This window comes from Candidatus Hydrogenedentota bacterium, assembly GCA_018005585.1.
Classification (GTDB): Bacteria; Hydrogenedentota; Hydrogenedentia; order Hydrogenedentales; family JAGMZX01; genus JAGMZX01.
In genome coordinates, this window is the sequence record JAGMZX010000006.1 from 63,037 (window position 1) to 81,909 (window position 18,873).

The window sequence follows — 18,873 nt, forward strand, 5'->3', positions numbered from 1 at the left end:
GTGGCCGCCAGTGCGCACACGGCAAGATAGGGTGAAGCCGCAACCAGTACGGGAATGAACAGGGCGGAATAATACGGGCTTAACAAGAGCGCATATTGCCCGATGGGCGTCGCTATAATAGCGATACATTTGACCGCGCCGAGTACGCGCTGCTGGTCCAGCCGCTTTGTCACAGAATCCCGCTCTCCGCCGGTCCCTGATACTGCAATATGAAATAATTCCCCCTTCCCATACGAAGGATACACGATTCCACCAGTGACCGGCCACGCAGCGACCCCGTTGCACTGTTGGAGTCAGCGGCGTTCGAGAATTGCGTCCAGAAAGGCGGTCATCATCCCCATAATCGTGGGCAGGTGCATGTCGTAAGCGCCGCGGATGGCTTCCGCCGGCTGCATATAAGGGCCTTCGCCCATCTCGCCGCCGCAATGGGCAATCAGGTCCTCAATACTCTCCCGGGTCGACTCCAGATGGAACTGCAAACCGAAAATCCGGTTTCCCACGCTAAACGCTTGAAGGGCGCACCCTTCGCTCGACGCGAGGCGCACCACACCGGGCGGCAGCGTGAACGTGTCCCCATGCCAATGAAAGGCTGGAAAAGTCCGGGGCAATGCGCTGAACGCCGGCGAAGCGTCCGACGCCGCCGTGCGCGTAACGGGAAACCAGCCGATTTCCCGGTGGGCATTGGGCCTGACTTGCCCGCCCAGCGCTTCGGCGATCAATTGCGCGCCCAGGCAAATGCCGATTATCGTCTTCCCCGCGGCAATTGCGGACCGGATGTACTTCTTCTCAGCCACGAGCCAAGGGCATCGCTCTTCGTCGCCGACACTCATCGGGCCGCCCAATACCACGAGCCAGTCAAGCGCCCTCGCGGGCGTGACAGTCTCGTTGGCGTAGAGCCGCATGCCCCTGACTTCAAAACCGCGCGATTCCGCCCAGGTCAGAATGTTCGCGGGCCCTTCGAACGGTGCATGCTGGAGAAAATGCAGATGCATGACGCTGCCCTCCCCGGTGACAGCGCTGAGGCGGGGATAGCCCGCCTCAGCACGAATTCACTCTTCAGTGCTTGGCCAAATATGCCGCGACGCCCTCGGCCGTCGCCTTCATGCCAGCTTCGCCCTTCCGCCAGTTCGCCGGGCAGACTTCTCCGTTCTTCTCGAAGAATTGCAGCGCATCGACCAGGCGCAGCGCCTCGTCCACGCTCCGGCCAAGCGGCAGGTCGTTCACAAGGGCATGACGGACGACGCCGCCTTTGTCGATGAGAAACAAGCCGCGCAGCGCGATGGCCTCATTGAGCAGCACGCCGTAGTCGCGCGAAATGCTCTTTGTGATGTCTGCGACCATCGGGAACTGCACGTTTCCTATGCCGCCCTTCTCCGGCGGCGTGTTCTTCCATGCCCAGTGCGAGAACTGCGAATCCACCGAAACGCCCACCACTTCGCAGTTACGGTCCTTAAACTCCTTGAGCTTGCGGTCGAACGCGATGATCTCGGAAGGACATACAAACGTGAAGTCCAGGGGGTAGAAGAACAAGACTACGTACTTGCCCTTCAAACTGGACAGCGCAAAGTCTTCCTTGAAACTGTTGTCTGGCATCACTGCCGTCGCGGTGAAATCGGGAGCTTGTTGCGTTACTTGTACTGCCATGTCGTGTTGATTCTCCTGGTTGCCGGCCCGTCGATACGGGCCACACCTCTTGCCATATCACGTTGGATTTCTCCGCCCCAGGCGCGTCAATAGCTCCGCACCCGCAGGTCGGGAAGTACCAGACTCCTCTTGCGCTTCCGGCCCCTGCCGGAACGCCGTCACCCCTCCGCGGGCGCGGCAGCCTGCCGCGCGCCCAATTCACGGTCGAGCATGAACAATGCGCCCGGGGAATCCTTGACCAGCTTCAGTTGTTGCACCACATTGTCCACGTTCGCCTCTTCTTCCACCTGCTCCTCCACGAACCACTCCAGAAACGCATGCGAGGCGTGGTCGTTTTCCTTCTGCGAAAGGCTTGATAATTTGTTGATGCACTCGCTGATGTGGCACTCGTGCCTGTACGACGCTTCAAATACCGCCAGCGGCGATTCCCATTCGTTCTTCGGCCCCTTGATCTCCGTCAGAACCACCTTGCCGCCCCGATTGAGCAGATAGTCGCGGAATTTCCGCGCGTGCGCGAGTTCCTCGTCGGTCTGCAGGCGCATCCAGTGCGCAAATCCGCGCAAGTTTATGGAATCAAAGTAGTTGCCCATTGCAGAGTATAGGTACGCCGAATACAGTTCCTCGCTTATCTGCTTATTTATCGCGCTTTCCATCTTTTGACTGATCATGGCCTGTGCCTCCCGCTGTGGTTACTACGTTTAGACCCCTTCCGGGGCATTATACCCGACATCTGCACTCCGGGCAGACGCCCTGAAATTCAACCCGCACCCCCGTAACCTCGTAACCCCGGCTGTCCGCAGGCGCCAATTCCACCCCGCGCGCCGAGGGACCGTGAATATCGTCCACCCGCCCGCACGTTACGCACCGCACGTGGCAATGCGGGCTCACATCGGCGTCATACCGGGCTTGCGCGCCCACTGTATCCAGCTTTATGGCCAAACCATTCCGAATCAGCACATCGAGGTTGCGGTACACCGTTCCCAGGCTGATACGCGGCATGCGCTTTCGCACCGCTCCGTAAAGTTCATCCGCAGTCGGATGGTCCTTCCGGCTCATCAGCTCATTCAGAATAATCTGGCGCTGTTGCGTCATGCGCTGTTTTGTAGCGGTCTTTTCCATTCTCTAAAATCGATAACAATTACTATTAACAGTTTATTTCAAGCACCCTGCCGTTGTCTAGACCACCCCCGCCCGACGCGCCGCCGTCCGTACTGTGCTGACCAGGCGGGGGCTCACGCTTACGTGCCCGAGCCCCAGCTTCACCAGCCGCAGCATGCACTCTTCCTGCGCTCCGATTTCGCCGCAGAGACCCAATGGGCGCCCTGAGGCATGCGCCGCATTCGCAAGCCCTTCGATGACCCTCCAGTAGACTTCACGGTCCTGCACAAAGTCATAGGCCACATGTTCATTGCTGCGGTCAATCGCGTACAGGTACTGCATCAGGTCATTCGAGCCAATACTGGCGAATTCGGCAACCTGCAAGATCCGGTCGGCATCCACGTAAGCGGACGGCACCTCGAACATGACGCCATGAACCAAATGCGCGCCTTCGATGTCGCGGGTATATTGGACGATCAGCGACCTCAGTTTCAAAAACTGCTCGCATTCCACGATCATGGGATACATGACGTGGACCATGCGTTTGCGGGAGACCCTGGCCAGGGCGCGCGCCTGCGTAATCAGAAGCTCGGGCCGCGCCTGCAATAGCCGCGCACCACGAAATCCCAGCGCGGGATTGTCTTCTTCGGGCAGCCCCAGAAACGGAGCCGATTTGTCACCGCCAAGGTCGAACAGCCGGATATAAACGGGGCGGTCTCCCATCGCGTCCAGCACGTGGGCGTAGCGCTCTGCCTGCTCGTCTTCGTCAAGTACGCGCCCGGCCGCAAGCAGCTCATATTCCGTCCGGTATAATCCGACCCCGTCCGCCCGCACGGCAAGCGCGGCCTCTGCTTCCTCCGCCCGGTTGATATTGGCCATGACATGAATCGACTCCAGCGGTTCCAGAGCCTGCAACGGCGCCACCGGCGACCTATCCAGCGAAGGATACAATTCCAGGGAACGCTCTTCCGGCCAGACCGTGACCTCACCCGTGTTGCCGTTAATCAACGCCATTTCACCGTGCCCGAGCATCCGGTGCACATTGTCTATGCCACTGACGGCGGGGATACCCAGCGCCCGCGCCAAAATGGCCGCGTGCGACGCGCGCCCGCCCCGCGCCGTGATGAAACCCAGCGTATTCGCCGTGTCCAGGCCCGCCGTCAGCCCAGGCGTCAATTCCTCCGCCACGATGATTCGCTGTTCGCCTTGGCGGAAGGTCTTGTCAACCAGTACCACGCCGGGTGCGCGCCCACTACGCCCCAGCACGCCGCACAGCCGCCGCCGTACATCCGCGATATCCGAAACACGTTCCCGCAAGTACTCGTCGCCCAGCTCGTGCAATCGCCGCTCATACTCATGCAAGACTTTTTCCACCGCCGTTTCGGCATTCACGCGGTCCTCGGCAATGACGTGATGCAGAGAATCGACCACCGCCGGGTCCTCGAGCATCGTCTTCTGAACCTCGAAAATCGCCGAGTACGTGGGCCCCAGCCTCTTCGCGACCCGGGATATCAGCGACTCTGTTTCCTCGACGGCAGCCGCCAGCGCTTGCTCCAGGCGCGCGCACTCTTCCGCAACCTCCGCGGCGTCTATGCTGTAATGCGGCGTCGTATCGTGGTCATCCGACTTGACAAGGAATACGCGGGCCATGGCGACACCGCCGCTCACCGGCAGTCCCTGAAACCGCCGCTCTGTCTTGTCCCACAATAGCTTCATGATTCCTGCTGCATTCTCGTGGACGCGTTGTCCGCGTGGAACCCTTTCACCATAACACGCCTCCCGCAATGTGCTCTAGCCGCCCCGTCGCTTCCGAACGCACCCCTATCCCCGCGGCGTTGCTTAAGCGCCCTGCGCGCAAGATTCCCCCTCGCGAGACACGAAACGTGATTCAAGATACGCGCTGCTTGCAGCGCCTGAACGGACAACACCCCCTCGACGCCGGGCATTCCCTCGGCAACCCTGCGCGGCTGTCCCTCACACTCTTTTTCTCTTTTCCAGAGCCGCTTCCACTGCACGGTAGGCGCCATCATACACACCCTGCGCCTTCAATTTGAGTATGTGCTCGCAGAACATGCTCAGCAGGTCACACCCCGACAAGATGGCCTCGAGTGTTTCCATCGTCTCCGCGGGTCCCGCGCACTCAGGGGTGCCATCGCCCAGTTCGGAACCGCGGACCGCGCCCCAGGCTTCATGACCCCCGACGCGCTCCAGGAACAGCTTTGGAATCGGGTAATAGGCCAGTTCGCTCGGTTTGGTCAGCAGCACATCCGCCCCGCGCATCAACAGGTTGGTCGTGTATACCGCCGCAAACGTGTCCCGGGCGAGAAACGCATGCAGCCCCGTGACGTCGCCCGTAACCGCCTGACTGGCAATCGCCGCGTTCTGATCCCACGAGGTGTGCAGGACGGCGCCGGCTTCGAGACCCGGGACGTGCGCGACAAGATACCGCCAGATGCGCTCGTGGTCGCCAAGATTCAGGAACACCGTCACGGAGCCATCCTGAATCCGAGGCAGCAGATAGCACATGATCTCCGCAAGCAATGCCTGTTGCGCACCGGCCCCGCCCACCGAAAGCAAGAGCCGCGGCGGCCGTTTCTCCGACATTCGTTTCATCCGCGAGGCACAGTCCGCTTCGATATTCGATACCAGTTCGTGGTCAATGTAGTGACCCGTTAGCCGCAACGCGGAAGCAGGCAATAAACCAGCCGTCCCGCCGCGCAATCCCATCCCCTTTAGTGTCCGGAAACGGAAATAGGCGGACGGAGACTGCACGGTGTTGAGCGCCCCTTCCGCCAGGTGAAAGCCTAGCGGCCAATTATCCGGCACCGTGTTGACGACGTTCCGGAGCCCGGCGTGTACCGCGCCGTGCGCGCACCACGGGTGCGTCCCGAGGATGGGCATGTCCGGCGGCAGTTCCCGGTACACATCCCGGAAGATGGCGCAAACCTCCCGTATGGGGTAGTTCTTCAGAAGGGGCCGGTACGCATTCCCCATCAGCGGGTCCCAGACAAACCGGTTGAAGATGCGCGACCGTTGCGAGATACGCGAGCCCAGCGAGTACCAATAGTCCAGGTCGCGAATCATCCGTGCGCCCGGCGAGTCAAACGCGAGCAGATCGAACCAGTACGGGGTCCTGCCGAGCGCGTGCGCCGCCGAGGCCAGCGCAATACCCATCCGGTAATGACCGTAGCCCATCCGGATCGTGCTCACGATCACGCCGGTGTCCGCATCAAGCGGTTCGCCCGTTTCGGCGTTCACGACATTCTGCACCCCCAGCACCGGCCCGAGCGTCGGGTTGACAACCGCGCGCAACAAATACCGCGCCGACTCGTCGAAGCCGTATTTGCGCGCGTAGCGCGCCCGCATACGCCGTGCCTTTCTGGCAAAGGCCTCTGGAACACGCATGCCAAAGAACTCGTCTTGCCCCGACGCTGACGCGCTCATATGTCTATCCTCGTGCCGCGTTTTAAAGCTGTTTGTATACGCCGTACCACTGGCTGGCCCCGTGGTCCAAGTGCAGGACCGGCAGCCCTTCGAGCCGCCGCGCCCGGCCGAAGACCTCGCGCATTTCTTGAGCAAAGGTCCAGTCCGCGCCTTCGAAATGACCGTATTCGCGGTAACGAACCCGCTGGAAACAAGCGCGCCGCACGCATTGACAATAGCCGACGGGCGTGTTCTCCGCTTCGCGGTAGCGGAATTCACCGGGACCCTGCAACAACGATTCCCAGGCCATGCTGGGATTGAGCAAGCCGAGGAGTATGCGATTCGTCGTGTCCGGGTCAAGCATTTTGCGGCCGTCCGGCGCCACGAAGCAGCACCCCTCTTTCTCCGCTTCCAGCCGCGCAAGAAACACGGGCGGAAGCACGATATCGGCATCCAGCAGAATCACCCATTCTCCGCGCGCCAGTGAGACCGTCTCGTTGATAAGGTAGCCTTTTGCCGTCGCATGCTGCTCAACAAACGGAACGCGCCGCATGGTCAGGACCGGGAAGGCCGTCTGTAAGGAATCGAGCACATCCTCGGCGGCATCCATGCCCGGTACGTACGCCAGCAGAATCTCAATCCGCGAAAGATCAAAACCGCGTTGTCGCGCAATCCCGAGCAACGCAGCCTGCAGCCGCCGCGCGTATCGGGTGCACACGATCACGACCGAATACGCCGGTTCCGCGGCGTCCGCCGCGACCGGAGCCTGGTGCGTCCACACCTGCGGAGACTGGGTCACCACCGTGCCGTCGATGTTCCACAAAGACAATCGGGGCTCGAGCACGCTGCCCAAGCCGAGGGGGACATAGTAATCGCCCGAGAAATCGACCGGCGCGACGGGCCGGTCATCGCGAATCAGCACGCAGCGGCCCTTCGCATCCACGTGCAGGACAAGGCGGTGCGCGTCCGCTTCCATGGGACAAACCAGCCGCGCATGCCGCCCGAAGGCAAACCCGGCAAATTCCGCGCGGCCGCCGCCGATTACGACGCTCAGCGTCAGTGGCAACGCAAAGCGGCCCAGCGGCGTACTCAGCTTCTCGACATTCGCTCCCCCGAACCAACGCAACGCCCCCGGAATCGGTTCGGTATGCCCGTTGGCCGCGCGCCACTGGTCCGGCCCCAATTCGATATCCGGCGGCGTATTGCCGATGTGAAGCAGCGCGTCTCTGGCTCGCTCCGTTTCCGCGGAGAGGCGGCTGAGACGTTCCCCGTCGACAGCATCCCAGTAACGCGTTCGCGGAACGCGCGAGGGCGTGACGGGGGGTGCGCCCTTCGCTCGCAAAGCAGGATAAACCGCCGCGAACGCGGCCCGGTCCTCCTCGTCCATCGCGTCGCGGTTGAGATGCTCAAAACCCCAATCGTCTTCGACAGGTCTTGCCGCCCCTGAGAATAGCGGGACAAATCTGGAGATCTTGTGCAGAAACAGCACCTTTTCGAGCAGCCATTCCCGCTTGTGCAACAGAAACTGAAACACGATGTTATCGAGCTTGTTCAGCCACGAGGTTTTGGCGCTGGTCCGAATAGCCAATATCGTGCGCGCCACGTGCAATGGCCGGGGATAAAGCCGGCGCACCCAGTCCAGGGCACAGGGCATATAGAACTGCTGGTCGCGCGCTGACTCGTAGCTGCTCATGAGGCAGGCGTGATTGTCTGCGTCCACATGCTCCGGAGGCACGCCAACAATGTTGACCTCGATACCCTCCCCGGCCAGTGCGGCCGCCAGCGCGTTCATCCCCGCCAGAGACGCTTCCGCGACGGTACGCTCCGGGCAAACCTCTGTTTTCCGCAGGGGATCCCGAACAACAAAGTTCACAACCACCGCGCCCGCCGCGGCCAAGTCGCGCGCTGCTGACACCACATCCGGACTGGCGGCCCAAGGCGCCTGGAGCAGGACACGTACGGGCAGACCAGCCTGGCGGCAGGCGCAAATCCACGCCGCCATCTGTGGCGATTCCAACGTTTTCGGGCTCAGGCACACATCCAGCAGACCGGCGTTTCGCAAGGCGGACAGGTCAGCAGGCGCGGCCGTGGCGTCTGTCCTGAGAGACAGGCGCAGATTCATTTCCCGGGCGCATTCAAGCAGTTCCAGCACTTGCGGAAGTGACGGCGCCGGGTCAACAAAATCGGCCTTGAGCGCCTTGCACCAGAACCGGTTGAGGCGCAGCCACTGCTTCAAGACGGTAGTGTTCCACCGGCGGCCTCGCGAGTTCTGCGACAGCGCAAGGCCCCGTACAGGAAGCAATGCTGTTTGGTCTTCCGAAACAAACACGGCCCGAGGTACTTTTCTCGTTTTCCACGCGCCCGGCAGGCTTGCCGTGCGCGGCCATCATACGTGCGCGCCGCCCGCCGCGGTCAAGTCGCCCGAGCTCGCGTCCAAGGATTGGTCACCAGACGGAGTAATCGGCTACTATGCGCGCCATAGCGTCGTCAACCGCAGCGGGCTCGAAACCGGATGCGTCTGGCCTTCGTGGATTTGCTCTTTTGCTGGCCGCCCCACGGCGGGGCTGACGTGGACCTCTATCATGTGGTGCGCGGTCTCCAGGCCATGGGTCAGGAGGTGCGCCTCTTCGTTACCGCGGACGTGACTTCCTGGGAGCGCGGCGCGTTCAATCCCGATGCGCTCCCCTTCCCGGCCACGCGCCTGGCCTTTACCTCCCGGACTTTTACGCGCCGCCGCGTGCCCGCTCTCGTGCGCCAGGCCGTTGACGTCTGGCGGCCAAACGCCGTCATCGTGGCGGACGGTTTCTTCATGAAGCCGTATGTGTGCGACGCGCTGTCCGATTACCCCCTTCTCGCGCGCTATTACGCCTACGAGGCTGCATGCCACCGCGACATCCTCCGCTTCAAGCACGGGATGCCTTGTTCAAACCACTATCTCTATACGCCCGACGTGTGCCGCCGGTGCGCGGCGGAGCACCTGGCGCCCGATATCCGCGCGGGCCGGAATCGCGCCTGGCTCCAGGAGTATCTGGCCGCGCGCGCCTACTCCCCCGATTACCACGCCATGTTCGCGCAGTCTCTCGCCCGCCTGGACGCCGCGCTTGTTTCCAATCCCGGCATGAAGGCACAACTCGCCGGATTCTGCCCCACCGTGTTCATGGCGCCCGGCGGCGTCCATCTCGATGCATTTCCCTATGCTCCCCCGGAAATGAAACCGGCTGCTGCTCCCAAGATTATCCTCATGCCCGGGCGCGCGGAAGACGCGACGAAAGGGGTCCATGTATTGCGCGCGGCCGGCGAAATCCTGTGGCGGCAGCGCCGCGATTTCGTCATCCACGCGACCTTGCCAGAGGACACGCCGTCCACGGAATGGTTCCGCCCCATCGGCTGGCGCGACCACCGGAATGCGGCCCGGCTGTACGCCGAAGCCGATATTGTCGCGGTCCCCTCCGTCTGGGATGAGCCGTTTGGACTCGTGGTTATCGAGGCCATGGCCGTGGGCCGCCCCGTTTGCGCGAGCCGTGTCGGCGGCCTGCAGCAGACCGTGCGCCACCTGCAAACGGGTTTCTTGTTTGACCGCGGCGACGCGCCGGAACTGGCCAAGCAACTGGCGGTACTGCTGGACAATCCGGACCTGCGCTTGCGCATGGGCGAAGCGGGCCGGCGGCTCGTAGAAGAAGAGTACGGCTGGGAGCGCGTCCTTGCGCGCTATTACGCGCCGGTCCTGGCGTTCCTCGCCGCGTGCGAGAAGGACTAGGCCGTGCGCATCGCCTTCGTCGACCTTAATTTCTCCTGGCCCGCCAACGGCGGCGCCGACGTGGACCTCTACCATGTGGCGCTCGGCATTCAGGAGGCAGGCCACGACGTCTGCCTCTTCGTCGTGCATGAATCCGGTTCTTCCGAGCGCGGCCGCGTCGAACCCAGGACCCTGCCTTTCCCCGCAACGCGCCTCGATTGCACTCGCAGCGGCCTTCGCCCGGCCAAGTTATGCCCCAGGCTGCGGCAGACCGTAGACTCCTGGCATCCGGACGTTGTGTTCCTCCAGCACGGGTACGCGCTCAAGCCCTACGTCTGCCTGACCTTCGCCGACTACCGCACCGTGGCGCGCTACTACGCCCACGAGTTGACCTGCGCCCGCGATGCGCGCCGGTTCCGCGACGGACATCCCTGTCCCAAGGATTTTCTTCGGACGCCCGATTTCTGCCGCGCGTGCGCGCTCGAAGGGCAGCGCGCCGCTATTCGGTCCTGGCGGCTCGACACCTGGAACGCGGACTACCTCGCCGCCCGGGCCTACCAACCTGAATACCATGACCAGCTGACCGCGTCCCTGCGTTCGGTGAATGTAATCATCGTCTATAACTACGCCCTCAAGAACGACTTGTGCGGATTTCATGATCAGGTAGCCGTGATTCCCAGCGGCGTCCACATGCGGGAATTTGAGGCGCTTCCCTCGCCCGCCGCAGACGGACAGACACGCAAGGTCATCCTCATGAGCGGACGCGCCGAAGACCCCCTGAAAGGCCTCGACACACTGCTGGAAGCGGGCCGCCGCCTGCGAGGCCGCCGCAACGACTTCGAAATCCGGGCTACGCATTTTGACCCGTCCCTGAGCACGGAATGGGTCCGCGCCCTGGGCTGGCGCGACCATGCGAGCGCCCTCCGCCTGTACGAGACGGCGGACATCGTTGTGGCGCCTTCGCTGTGGATGGAGCCTTTCGGCATCGTAGCCGTGGAAGCCATGGCCGCCGGCAGACCCGTCTGCGCGAGCAACATCGGCGGCCTGCGGGATATAGTGCGCGACGGGGCCACGGGACTGCTCTTCACCCCCGGCGACGCGGAGGCCCTCGCCCGCTGCCTCGAGATGCTTCTGGACGACCCCGGGTTGCGCGCGCGCATGGGCGCTGAGGGCCGGCGCACGGCAGCAGGCTATGATTGGCATACTATCATCGAGCGGCACTACCTGCCGCTCCTGGAGAACTTGTGCCGTGATTGAGTCAAACCGTATCTGCGCGTTTTACAGCCGGGGCCCGCACTTCACGCGGCTGCTGGCTTTCCTGCGGGAACGTCACCCGCGCGCTCACATCACCGCGCTGGTGCCACCGGGATACCCGAAAGAACTGCTGCGCGAACACGCCAACGCTATCATGGAAACCGCACAAACCCGCTATGCAACGCGCGACATCACAGGGATTCGCGCGCTGCTGTGCCAGATTCGTGCCGGCCGCTTCCACGAGTTTGTTGTCATGTTTGACAGCCCCCGCCTTCGCTTGCTCGCCGCATTGACCCGCGCGCCGCTGCGTTCCTGCTATACGATTGATGGGCGCTACCTCCCCCTCAGACTATCGCCCTTGCGCGTGCTCGCCTCGACGATATACCGCGCCTCCCGCGGAAGACTGACCTATGCGTGGGTGTGCCTGAACGTGCGATTGCGCCGGGTCGAGGCCAGAAAACGTTAACCACCGCGCCAGGCAGCGCACAAAATCAGTTTTCCGTTCCCTCCAGCGGCACGGCTTCGTTGATCAGCATGATCGGAATATCGTCCCGGATCAAATAGGCATAACGGCCGTCTTCGCGCACCAGCGCGCCATCGATGCGGAGCGATACGGTCTCTCCCGCACGATTCTTTAACCGGCCCGCCTCGATATCCTTGTTCATGCGCGCGACGAGCGCCTCGTCCGCCAGACGCACGGGCGTCTTGTTCTCGGGGCACACCAGTATCTCAAGGAGCTCCGGGTCAACCATGGTCCTTTACCTCCAGCCTGATTAATGAGGCCTATTCTATCCCGTCCGGGGCGACCCCGCAACCGGGCCCAGCAAGTCCCAACACGGCATCACTGCTTTCCTGCGCGCGGTTTCCGCGCGCGGTTTCTTGACTTTACATTCGCACTCTCGTTAGCCTTGTGAGTGCGCGCAGTCACGTGATTCCGTGGAAATGCGATGCGTGTTGCCACATGGGTTGCAGGGAGACAGTTCGCGCGGCTGTGTCGCCATGAACGCGCCGAATGCAAGCGTGGTGCACGAGGCAAAGACCGTCAATTGAGGAGATTGCGCCGGCATGATTGATCGCATCGCGATTTTGGGCGGCAGTAGCGTCTACATACCCGAATTCGTCATGTCGGTCATTTCTCACAACCTTATGGTAAGGGAGATTGCCTTACACGGAAGTTCTGGAAAGAAGCTGCGCGTTGTTTCGGCTTTCTGCCAGCGTCTGGTCAACAAAAGCGGCTTTCCCATACAGATCATCCCGACGGACGACGTCCGCGAAGCGGTGGCGGGCGCAAAATACGTCCTCAACCACGTGCGGGTCGGCGGCATGCAGGCCCGTATCCGCGACGAGCGCATCCCCCCGAAATTCGGCATGATTGGCCACGAAACGCTGGGCGCTGGCGGGTTCGCGAACGCCATGCGCAGCGTTCCCGTCGTGCTCGACATGGCGGAACAGATTGAGGAGGTCAACCCGCGCTGCCTGTTCATCAACCTCACCAACCCCATGGGAATCGTGGTCGAGGCCCTGATCAAGTATTCCCGCTTGAACGTCATCGGCGTTACCGACTTGCCGAACAGTTATGTCCATAAGGTGGCGAATCTCCTCCACGAAGAGCCCGACAAGATAGCGGTCGAGTACCTGGGCCTGAACCATCTTGGCTGGATCCAGGACGTCAAGATTGGCGGGCGCAGCCGCATGAGCTATCTCCTCGAAGTGCTGGAACAGCACCAGGAGGACGGTTTCGACTATGAACTCATCGAACTGTTCCGTATGATCCCCACGCGGCACACGGCAACGTATTTCCGCCAGGGCGAAATACTCAAGCAACAGCGCGCCGTGGCCCGCTTCCGCGCCGAGATGCTGCATGAAGCGGAACAACAAATCCTGAGACTCTACGAGGACGAAAGCCTCTACGATATCCCGAAACTCACCCGGGACCGGAACGCAGTCTGGTATGAACATACGATCGTCCCGCTCATCGAGGCACTCGAAGATTCGCGGGAACACAATATCATTCTTTGCATGAAGAACGGGCAGAGCATACGCGACCTGCCAGAGGACAGCAGCGTCGAAGTCCCCGCGGTCATCAGCGCGAACGGCATCGTCCCTCGCAAGCTGGGAAGCAGCCCCAGATTCCTCAAGGGGCTTTATCTCGCCGCGAAGGAGAGCGACCGGCTGACCGTCGAGGCGGTGCGCCATAAATCCTATGAATTTGCGTTACAGGCGCTCACCATCAATCCCTTTGTGCCCTCCTATGAGGCCGCAAAGAGCTTTCTTGACCGGATCATAAGAGATGAAAAGCTGTCGCTTCATTAACGGCGTCAGACAGGGGCGGCCCCTCCAGGTTCAGGCCGCGTGTGTTGCGTTTGTCGGGGAAAAGATTTGGAAAGGTAAGGCACTATGCGGAGCATTGCACTAGTCAGCGTGGTTCTCTTGGCGGCGTCGGGCGCCTTCAGTCAACAAGTGAGAATAGTCCCCGGCAACGTGACCCTCCAGGAACTCGTTGGTTCCGGAACACTCGTTACCGTTGTCACCGAGGATATCGGCGCGGAGGATCCCAACCTGCGCGTGGTCGAGATATTTCCGGAGTTCTTTGTCACCCTCGACCAGAATAACGAACGCACCCCCTATCTCTACTCCTCCGTCCAGGAAATCCGTGTCCAGGGCGGCCAGGTCGAGAAAAAGACCTTCGAACTTGTCCACGCGCGCATGTTGCGCGGAGCGGAAATCGAGATAGTCCAACGCGCGGGCACGCGCGCTCGCGCCATCTTCCAGGAGTCCGTCGCGGACCAGACCCTGCGCATCCACGCCGCCACGCTGTTGTTGCTCGCGGGGGATGCGGAGGCGCGGGACTATCTGCTTCAACGGGCGCGCAGCGGCGACGTCGAAACCGAACTCGAAGCAGCGTTTGGCCTGTTTATCGCCGGCGACCCCGCGGTTCAACCTGGCACGCCATTTCCCCTGGACCTCGCCGGAGCCAGCGGGAAACCCGGCGACCCGCTTATTCCCGACCTGACCCGGCGCGGACTGGAACACAGCCGCCGCGACGTGCGCGCGCGTGCCGCTGCCCTTGCCGGCTTGGTCAACGACCAGGCGTCCTTGTCGACGCTGCGGCGCATGCTCGACGACCGCCTTGCCGAGTTGTCCGCGCCCGCCGCGCGCGCGTTGACCAACATGAAACAAGCTGACATTGAGCCCCGGCTCCTCGAACTCATCATGGAACGCGACAAAGAGAAAGGCGAAGCCGCCATCTACGCCCTGACAAAACTCGCCCAAGCTGGCACCGTAGAACGCGTCCGTGCACAGGTGTCCCTCGCCGTCGGTGAAGTGCAGTTCCGCCTGGTGCGTGTGCTCTTTGCACTAGGCGACCCGGAAGGGCGCGCCATGATGGCCGAAACCCTGCGCGACGTCCCCACCCTCGCGCCCGAAGCGGCTCTCTGTCTCGCGGAACAAGGCGATATGGACGCCAAGGTGTACTTGCAGCGGCGCCTGGAACGCCGTGAGGACCTAACCTCCGAAAACCTGGCGTATCGAGCCAGGGCGGCCAGCGCGCTGATCCTGGGCGGAGACCATACCGGCGCAACTATTCTCGCGGATCTACTTCGGGACAACAGTGAAGAGATGGTGGCCGAAGTCTGCGATGCGATTGTGCGCTTGGGCCGTGTCAGCCTCCTGACCTTGACGCAGCCGCCCATCGAAAGCGCCAAGGCTGAAGTGGCGATCGAGGCCGCCGCCACCGCCATTGCCCTGGCTGAACCCGAATTCCGCGACCGCCTCATCCTGTACCGAAACGCCCTATGACCGGCCGCCTGCACGTGTACGTTGAAGGCCGGGTTCAGGGGGTCGGTTTTCGCTATGCGACGTGCGCCAAAGCGGAATCGCTCCGTCTTAACGGGTGGGTGCGCAATTTATACGATGGGCGCGTCGAGGCCGTATTCGAAGGCCCGAAAGCCGCGCTGGAAGCCATGCTCGCATGGTGCCGCCGCGGCCCTGCAGCCGCCCTCGTCACAAAGGTGGAAGAGACCTGGGAAGAAGGCCCCCCGCGCCACCAAGGATTCTTCCTGCGACACTGAGGTCTTCAACGGCGCGCAATCACGCCGTCCACAACTATTTCCGATGGACCACGGCCCATCCCGGCCCGGTTCTGGCAGTCTCCCGCCCGTTTCAGTTAGAATCTGCCCCGCAAGCAGGAGTCGTTCATTTGGAACTGGTCAGCGTTTCGCAGCTTCGGCCGGGGCAGATTGTGGCGAAGGCGATCACGAATGCCAATGGCGGCATTCTGTGTCCGCCGGGATTCCTCTTGACGGAATCCGCGATTGAACGCCTGAAGAATGCAGGCGTGCTTTCAATCATCATTGAAAGCCTGGAAGACAAGGGGCCGGAAACGCAAGCGCGGCTGCGGGAACTCGAAAAACGCTTCGAGGGAATCGACGACCCCATTCTGCTCCAGCTGAAGGCCGCCGTCGAATCCCGGCTCCGCATCTTGCGGGACAGCCAGCAGTAACTGCGCCGCTCGCATAGCGTAAACCAGGAGATCGTTCCCTGTGCCGATGACACCGGCCGAAATCGAGAAGCGCGTCGAGAGCCTCTCAAATCTGCCCACCTTGCCCGGCATTGTCAAGGTTCTGACCTCGATGGTTGAAAACTCAGCTGTCGCCGCGTCGGACATAGGTGAGGTCATTGCGAAGGATCAGGTGCTCAGCGCAAGACTCCTGCGACTCGTCAACTCCCCCGTTTACGGCTTCCCGGGCCGCATCTCGTCCGTCACGCATGCGATCGTCCTGTTGGGTTTCAACGTGGTCAAGGGTCTGGTGCTGGGCGCCGCGGTCTTCGATTCCATGGCCGGCGAAACTCAGGGTTTGTGGGAGCACAGCCTTGGTTGCGCCGTGATCAGCCGCCGCATCGCGAAAGAGCGGCGCATGAAAGACCCAGAAGAAATCATGGTAGCAGGCCTGCTCCACGACCTGGGCAAGGTCGTGCTCGCTTACCTGGAGCCGGCCGGGTACGCCGATACCAGGCAAACGGCCTATGACGCGCGGCTGCACATCTCCGCCGCGGAACGCGAGGTGTTCGGCGTGGACCACGCCCACGTCGCTTCCTGGATTGCGCGCCATTGGCGCCTGCCCCTGCGTCTCAGCGACCCCCTCGTGTATCACCATGCCCCCTCACGCGCCGTCGACTTCAAAGACGCCACGGCCGTGGTGCATCTTGCCGATATCCTCGCCCGCGGCATGGGCTACGGCTACCCCGGCGACATGACCATGCCCCTGCTCGACCACGATGCATTCCATGCCATCGGGCTGTCCTTTCTGCAAATAGACCGCATTCTCGAGGAGTCCGAAACGGAATACCGGGCCGGCGTCGATGTTCTCGCCCGGCAAGGCATCGCGCCATGAACCCAGCCGCGTCCATCCTGTTGGTTGACCAATCCCCCGCCGCATGCGCGGCGGAACGCGCGGTACTCGACGGAGCCGGATTCCCAACGGCTTCGGTTGCCTCCGCCCACGAGTTGCTCGAGACGTTGTATCATCAGCCGCCCGCGCTCATCCTCATGAGCGCGCATCACACCATGATTCACGGCGCCACGACGCTCGATGCGCTTCGTAGCGATTCCATTCTCGGCCACTTGCCCGTGCTGCTCTTGCTGCAACCCGGCGCCACGCCCGACGGCATAGACTGGGGCCGCATCGCCGTCGACGACTACCTGGTCCGGCCCTGCGGCGCAAGCGAACTCCTTACGCGCGTCCGCCTGATTCTGGCGCGCGTCCAGCGGGACATGAACGCCAACCCCCTTACCGGGTTGCCTGGGAACCGGAGCATCATGCGCGAAATCGAGCGGCGCCTCGCGGCGCAGGAGGCCGTCGCGGTCGCCTATCTGGACATCGACAACTTCAAGCCGTATAACGACAAGTACGGATTCACCAGGGGCGACGAGGTGTTGCGCATGACCACCCGCATCATTACCCACACCCTGGACGATCTCGCGCCCTCCAGCTCGTATGCCGGGCATATCGGCGGAGACGACTTCCTCTTTATCACGCCGCCCGCCGCCATGGAACAGGCCTGCAAGGAGATCCTCAGGAATTTCGACCTGATTGTCCCAAACTTCTATGACGAGGAAGACCGGGCCAGGGATGGCATCCACAGCGTCGACCGACAAGGCAATCCGCGCCAGTATCCGCTCATGACATGCACGATCGCGGTCATTGACACCGCCCGCACCGAAATACCCCACGTAGCCGAACTCGCCGCACGCGCCGCCGAGGTCAAACAGCTCGCAAAGGGGCTTGCGGGCTCCAACTACCTGTTCGACCGCCGCCGCTAAGGCTATGGCGCCATCAATGTCTCGATATTAGCCAGCGCCTTCGTGATCAGGTCCTCGCCGCAGCCCGGCGGCACCCACGACACCACCGGGTCCGCGCCGTACCCCCCTTCTTCAATCGCTTCTCGCGTCGGGAAATACATGTGATGCCCGTTGCAGTAACCGATCCACAGGGTCTCCGGCGCCTTGGACTCGCGCTTCAGCCGGTTCGCATGCTGGCAGAAGAACTCGCCCGAACCGCTGACCAGCGCGAGTTCATGATTCAGCAACATCGTCGTCACGCTCGGCCGGATCATGTTGCCGGCGAACTCCGCCATCATCGCCTCCACCAGTTCAGGGAAGAACGCCATCTTGAACGCGCCGCGCACCACCGGCGTGTCAATCTGGATGCGCATGGGGAATGCGAATTGCTCTTCCATGCCGCGGATATCCGGCCGCTCCGGCACCCGCGTCTGGATGCCCTGCGCGATTTCGAGCACCACGTCCGCCATCGCCTTGCCGAAGCCGTCGATACCGCGCCGCTGCTCGTTCGTATTCGGCGACATGTCGCCCGCGGCCCCCTGCATGAAGAAGCAATGCGCCGGCATTCGCCCTTCGACCGACATCTGCATATGCCCCGGCCACTCGGACGTGAAGCGCAGGTCCTTCTCGTCGTGTATCGTCGCGTGCGCCGCAAAATTCACCATCAAGGCGATAGGCTGCCCCTGCAAGTCGTCAAAACGCACGACCGCCAATTCCGGGTCTCGTGGTTTCGGCTGCTTTTTCGTGTGCCGGTTCCGGTTCAGGTCCGTCTCCCGCGAGCCCCAGCCCATGCGCGCGTCCACCGTGCCGGCCGCCGCCTCGTTGATTGCATCGATAATCTTTCCCGGAAGCGCTTTCGCATACGCCACGGCGTAGTCGAACTTGTCCTGGCCGCGCCCCGGTTCATCCAGCAGTTCGATCACAGGACCGTGGTGCGTGTGGGACCCGGAGATCAACACCCAGTTTACGCCCGATGCGGATTTCACCGCCGCGCGGATTTCACGCATCATCGCGTCCGTGGGTCCCCGGCCCAAGTCAAGCCCCACCAGCGCGAGCTTGTCGGCGCCCACATCAATAACCACTGCCTTCGCGTAGAGCCGGTCCAGCACCCCTTCCGACAGCGCGTCGCGCCGCGCCGCATAGCCCCACATCGGCATGGGCTCCTCGGGCGTGATGTCTCGCTCGGCATATCCCACGCGAAACGTGGCAAAAGCGGGCAACGCAAGGACAAAGACGAGCAGTGACAACAGCCAGATTCGCTTCATGACAGAGCCTTTCGGATTCTCGGGCAAAACACTCCCGCACCTGATTGGACCGGCCTCAAATCCCTCCCGGTTTCGTGCCTGAGGGCTTGCCATATGTGACCCGCCGATGAGCA

General features: G+C 62.3%; 18 protein-coding genes. 9 read left to right on the forward strand and 9 right to left on the reverse strand.

Features of this window, described 5'->3' with window-relative positions; genetic code table 11:
• Positions 1-293 precede the first annotated feature (293 nt).
• From KA184_02015 to KA184_02045, 7 genes are all read right to left on the reverse strand, one after another.
• On the reverse strand, positions 294-992 hold the full coding sequence (locus tag KA184_02015) for a type 1 glutamine amidotransferase (protein MBP8128327.1): 699 nt from the start codon (positions 990-992) through the stop codon (positions 294-296).
• Between the two features lie 64 nt (positions 993-1,056).
• On the reverse strand, positions 1,057-1,644 hold the full coding sequence (locus KA184_02020; GenBank protein MBP8128328.1) for a peroxiredoxin: 588 nt from the start codon (positions 1,642-1,644) through the stop codon (positions 1,057-1,059).
• A gap of 158 nt (positions 1,645-1,802) precedes the next feature.
• A complete protein-coding gene (locus tag KA184_02025; GenBank protein MBP8128329.1) occupies positions 1,803-2,312 on the reverse strand; it encodes a ferritin in 510 nt (169 codons plus the stop codon).
• 49 nt (positions 2,313-2,361) lie between these two features.
• On the reverse strand, positions 2,362-2,763 hold the full coding sequence (locus KA184_02030; protein MBP8128330.1) for a transcriptional repressor: 402 nt from the start codon (positions 2,761-2,763) through the stop codon (positions 2,362-2,364).
• A 57-nt stretch (positions 2,764-2,820) separates the two neighbouring features.
• The gene (ptsP, locus tag KA184_02035; protein ID MBP8128331.1) at positions 2,821-4,458 is read right to left on the reverse strand and encodes a phosphoenolpyruvate--protein phosphotransferase; all 1,638 of its coding nucleotides are present in this window, start codon (positions 4,456-4,458) and stop codon (positions 2,821-2,823) included.
• A gap of 258 nt (positions 4,459-4,716) precedes the next feature.
• A complete protein-coding gene (locus KA184_02040) occupies positions 4,717-6,186 on the reverse strand; it encodes a hypothetical protein (protein ID MBP8128332.1) in 1,470 nt (489 codons plus the stop codon).
• Positions 6,187-6,208: 22 nt separating this feature from the next.
• Positions 6,209-8,467 (reverse strand): glycosyltransferase family 2 protein, encoded by a 2,259-nt coding sequence (locus KA184_02045; protein ID MBP8128333.1) that lies wholly within the window; start codon positions 8,465-8,467, stop codon positions 6,209-6,211.
• 225 nt (positions 8,468-8,692) lie between these two features.
• On the opposite strand from KA184_02045, the gene KA184_02050 reads away from it, so the two are divergent.
• Genes KA184_02050 through KA184_02060 form a run of 3 tightly spaced genes read left to right on the forward strand, consistent with a single transcriptional unit; the run spans position 8,693 to position 11,621 of the window.
• Entirely contained in the window at positions 8,693-9,922 is a 1,230-nt protein-coding gene (locus KA184_02050) for a glycosyltransferase (GenBank protein ID MBP8128334.1), read from the forward strand.
• Between the two features lie 3 nt (positions 9,923-9,925).
• On the forward strand, positions 9,926-11,158 hold the full coding sequence (locus KA184_02055) for a glycosyltransferase family 4 protein (GenBank protein MBP8128335.1): 1,233 nt from the start codon (positions 9,926-9,928) through the stop codon (positions 11,156-11,158).
• Positions 11,151-11,621: a hypothetical protein gene (locus tag KA184_02060; GenBank protein ID MBP8128336.1), complete on the forward strand. Its 471-nt coding sequence runs from the start codon at positions 11,151-11,153 to the stop codon at positions 11,619-11,621. Before KA184_02055 ends, KA184_02060 begins: the two co-directional genes overlap by 8 nt.
• A gap of 25 nt (positions 11,622-11,646) precedes the next feature.
• Here KA184_02060 and KA184_02065 read toward each other — a convergent pair whose 3' ends face one another.
• Positions 11,647-11,907: a hypothetical protein gene (locus KA184_02065; GenBank protein MBP8128337.1), complete on the reverse strand. Its 261-nt coding sequence runs from the start codon at positions 11,905-11,907 to the stop codon at positions 11,647-11,649.
• Between the two features lie 313 nt (positions 11,908-12,220).
• Between KA184_02065 and KA184_02070 the strand changes: the two genes are divergently transcribed.
• The 6 genes from KA184_02070 (at position 12,221) to KA184_02095 (ending at position 17,477) form a co-directional block, all read left to right on the forward strand.
• A complete protein-coding gene (locus tag KA184_02070; protein MBP8128338.1) occupies positions 12,221-13,468 on the forward strand; it encodes a hypothetical protein in 1,248 nt (415 codons plus the stop codon).
• An 84-nt stretch (positions 13,469-13,552) separates the two neighbouring features.
• Complete coding sequence (locus KA184_02075) at positions 13,553-14,953, forward strand: hypothetical protein (GenBank protein MBP8128339.1); 1,401 nt, start codon at positions 13,553-13,555, stop codon at positions 14,951-14,953.
• On the forward strand, positions 14,950-15,225 hold the full coding sequence (locus KA184_02080; protein ID MBP8128340.1) for an acylphosphatase: 276 nt from the start codon (positions 14,950-14,952) through the stop codon (positions 15,223-15,225). The genes KA184_02075 and KA184_02080 overlap by 4 nt, the downstream gene beginning before the upstream one ends.
• Before the next feature lie 128 nt (positions 15,226-15,353).
• Positions 15,354-15,656, forward strand: coding sequence for a hypothetical protein (locus KA184_02085; protein ID MBP8128341.1), 303 nt, complete (start codon positions 15,354-15,356; stop codon positions 15,654-15,656).
• Positions 15,657-15,696: 40 nt separating this feature from the next.
• Entirely contained in the window at positions 15,697-16,548 is an 852-nt protein-coding gene (locus KA184_02090; GenBank protein ID MBP8128342.1) for an HDOD domain-containing protein, read from the forward strand.
• Entirely contained in the window at positions 16,545-17,477 is a 933-nt protein-coding gene (locus KA184_02095) for a diguanylate cyclase (GenBank protein ID MBP8128343.1), read from the forward strand. Before KA184_02090 ends, KA184_02095 begins: the two co-directional genes overlap by 4 nt.
• Positions 17,478-17,479: 2 nt before the next feature.
• On the opposite strand, the gene KA184_02100 is transcribed toward KA184_02095, so the two are convergent.
• Entirely contained in the window at positions 17,480-18,760 is a 1,281-nt protein-coding gene (locus tag KA184_02100) for a neutral/alkaline non-lysosomal ceramidase N-terminal domain-containing protein (GenBank protein MBP8128344.1), read from the reverse strand.
• Positions 18,761-18,873: the final 113 nt, after the last annotated feature.

What these genes read in the sequence shown, in the direction of transcription:
- KA184_02015 (MBP8128327.1), bottom strand. Translation starts at nt 992, where the DNA reads ATGCATCTGCATTTTCTCCAGCATGCACCGTTCGAAGGGCCCGCGAAC.
- KA184_02020 (MBP8128328.1), bottom strand. Translation starts at nt 1,644, where the DNA reads ATGGCAGTACAAGTAACGCAACAAGCTCCCGATTTCACCGCGACGGCA.
- KA184_02025 (MBP8128329.1), bottom strand. Translation starts at nt 2,312, where the DNA reads ATGATCAGTCAAAAGATGGAAAGCGCGATAAATAAGCAGATAAGCGAG.
- KA184_02030 (MBP8128330.1), bottom strand. Translation starts at nt 2,763, where the DNA reads ATGGAAAAGACCGCTACAAAACAGCGCATGACGCAACAGCGCCAGATT.
- ptsP (MBP8128331.1), bottom strand. Translation starts at nt 4,458, where the DNA reads ATGAAGCTATTGTGGGACAAGACAGAGCGGCGGTTTCAGGGACTGCCG.
- KA184_02040 (MBP8128332.1), bottom strand. Translation starts at nt 6,186, where the DNA reads ATGAGCGCGTCAGCGTCGGGGCAAGACGAGTTCTTTGGCATGCGTGTT.
- KA184_02065 (MBP8128337.1), bottom strand. Translation starts at nt 11,907, where the DNA reads ATGGTTGACCCGGAGCTCCTTGAGATACTGGTGTGCCCCGAGAACAAG.
- KA184_02070 (MBP8128338.1), top strand. Translation starts at nt 12,221, where the DNA reads ATGATTGATCGCATCGCGATTTTGGGCGGCAGTAGCGTCTACATACCC.
- KA184_02075 (MBP8128339.1), top strand. Translation starts at nt 13,553, where the DNA reads ATGCGGAGCATTGCACTAGTCAGCGTGGTTCTCTTGGCGGCGTCGGGC.
- KA184_02080 (MBP8128340.1), top strand. Translation starts at nt 14,950, where the DNA reads ATGACCGGCCGCCTGCACGTGTACGTTGAAGGCCGGGTTCAGGGGGTC.
- KA184_02095 (MBP8128343.1), top strand. Translation starts at nt 16,545, where the DNA reads ATGAACCCAGCCGCGTCCATCCTGTTGGTTGACCAATCCCCCGCCGCA.
- KA184_02100 (MBP8128344.1), bottom strand. Translation starts at nt 18,760, where the DNA reads ATGAAGCGAATCTGGCTGTTGTCACTGCTCGTCTTTGTCCTTGCGTTG.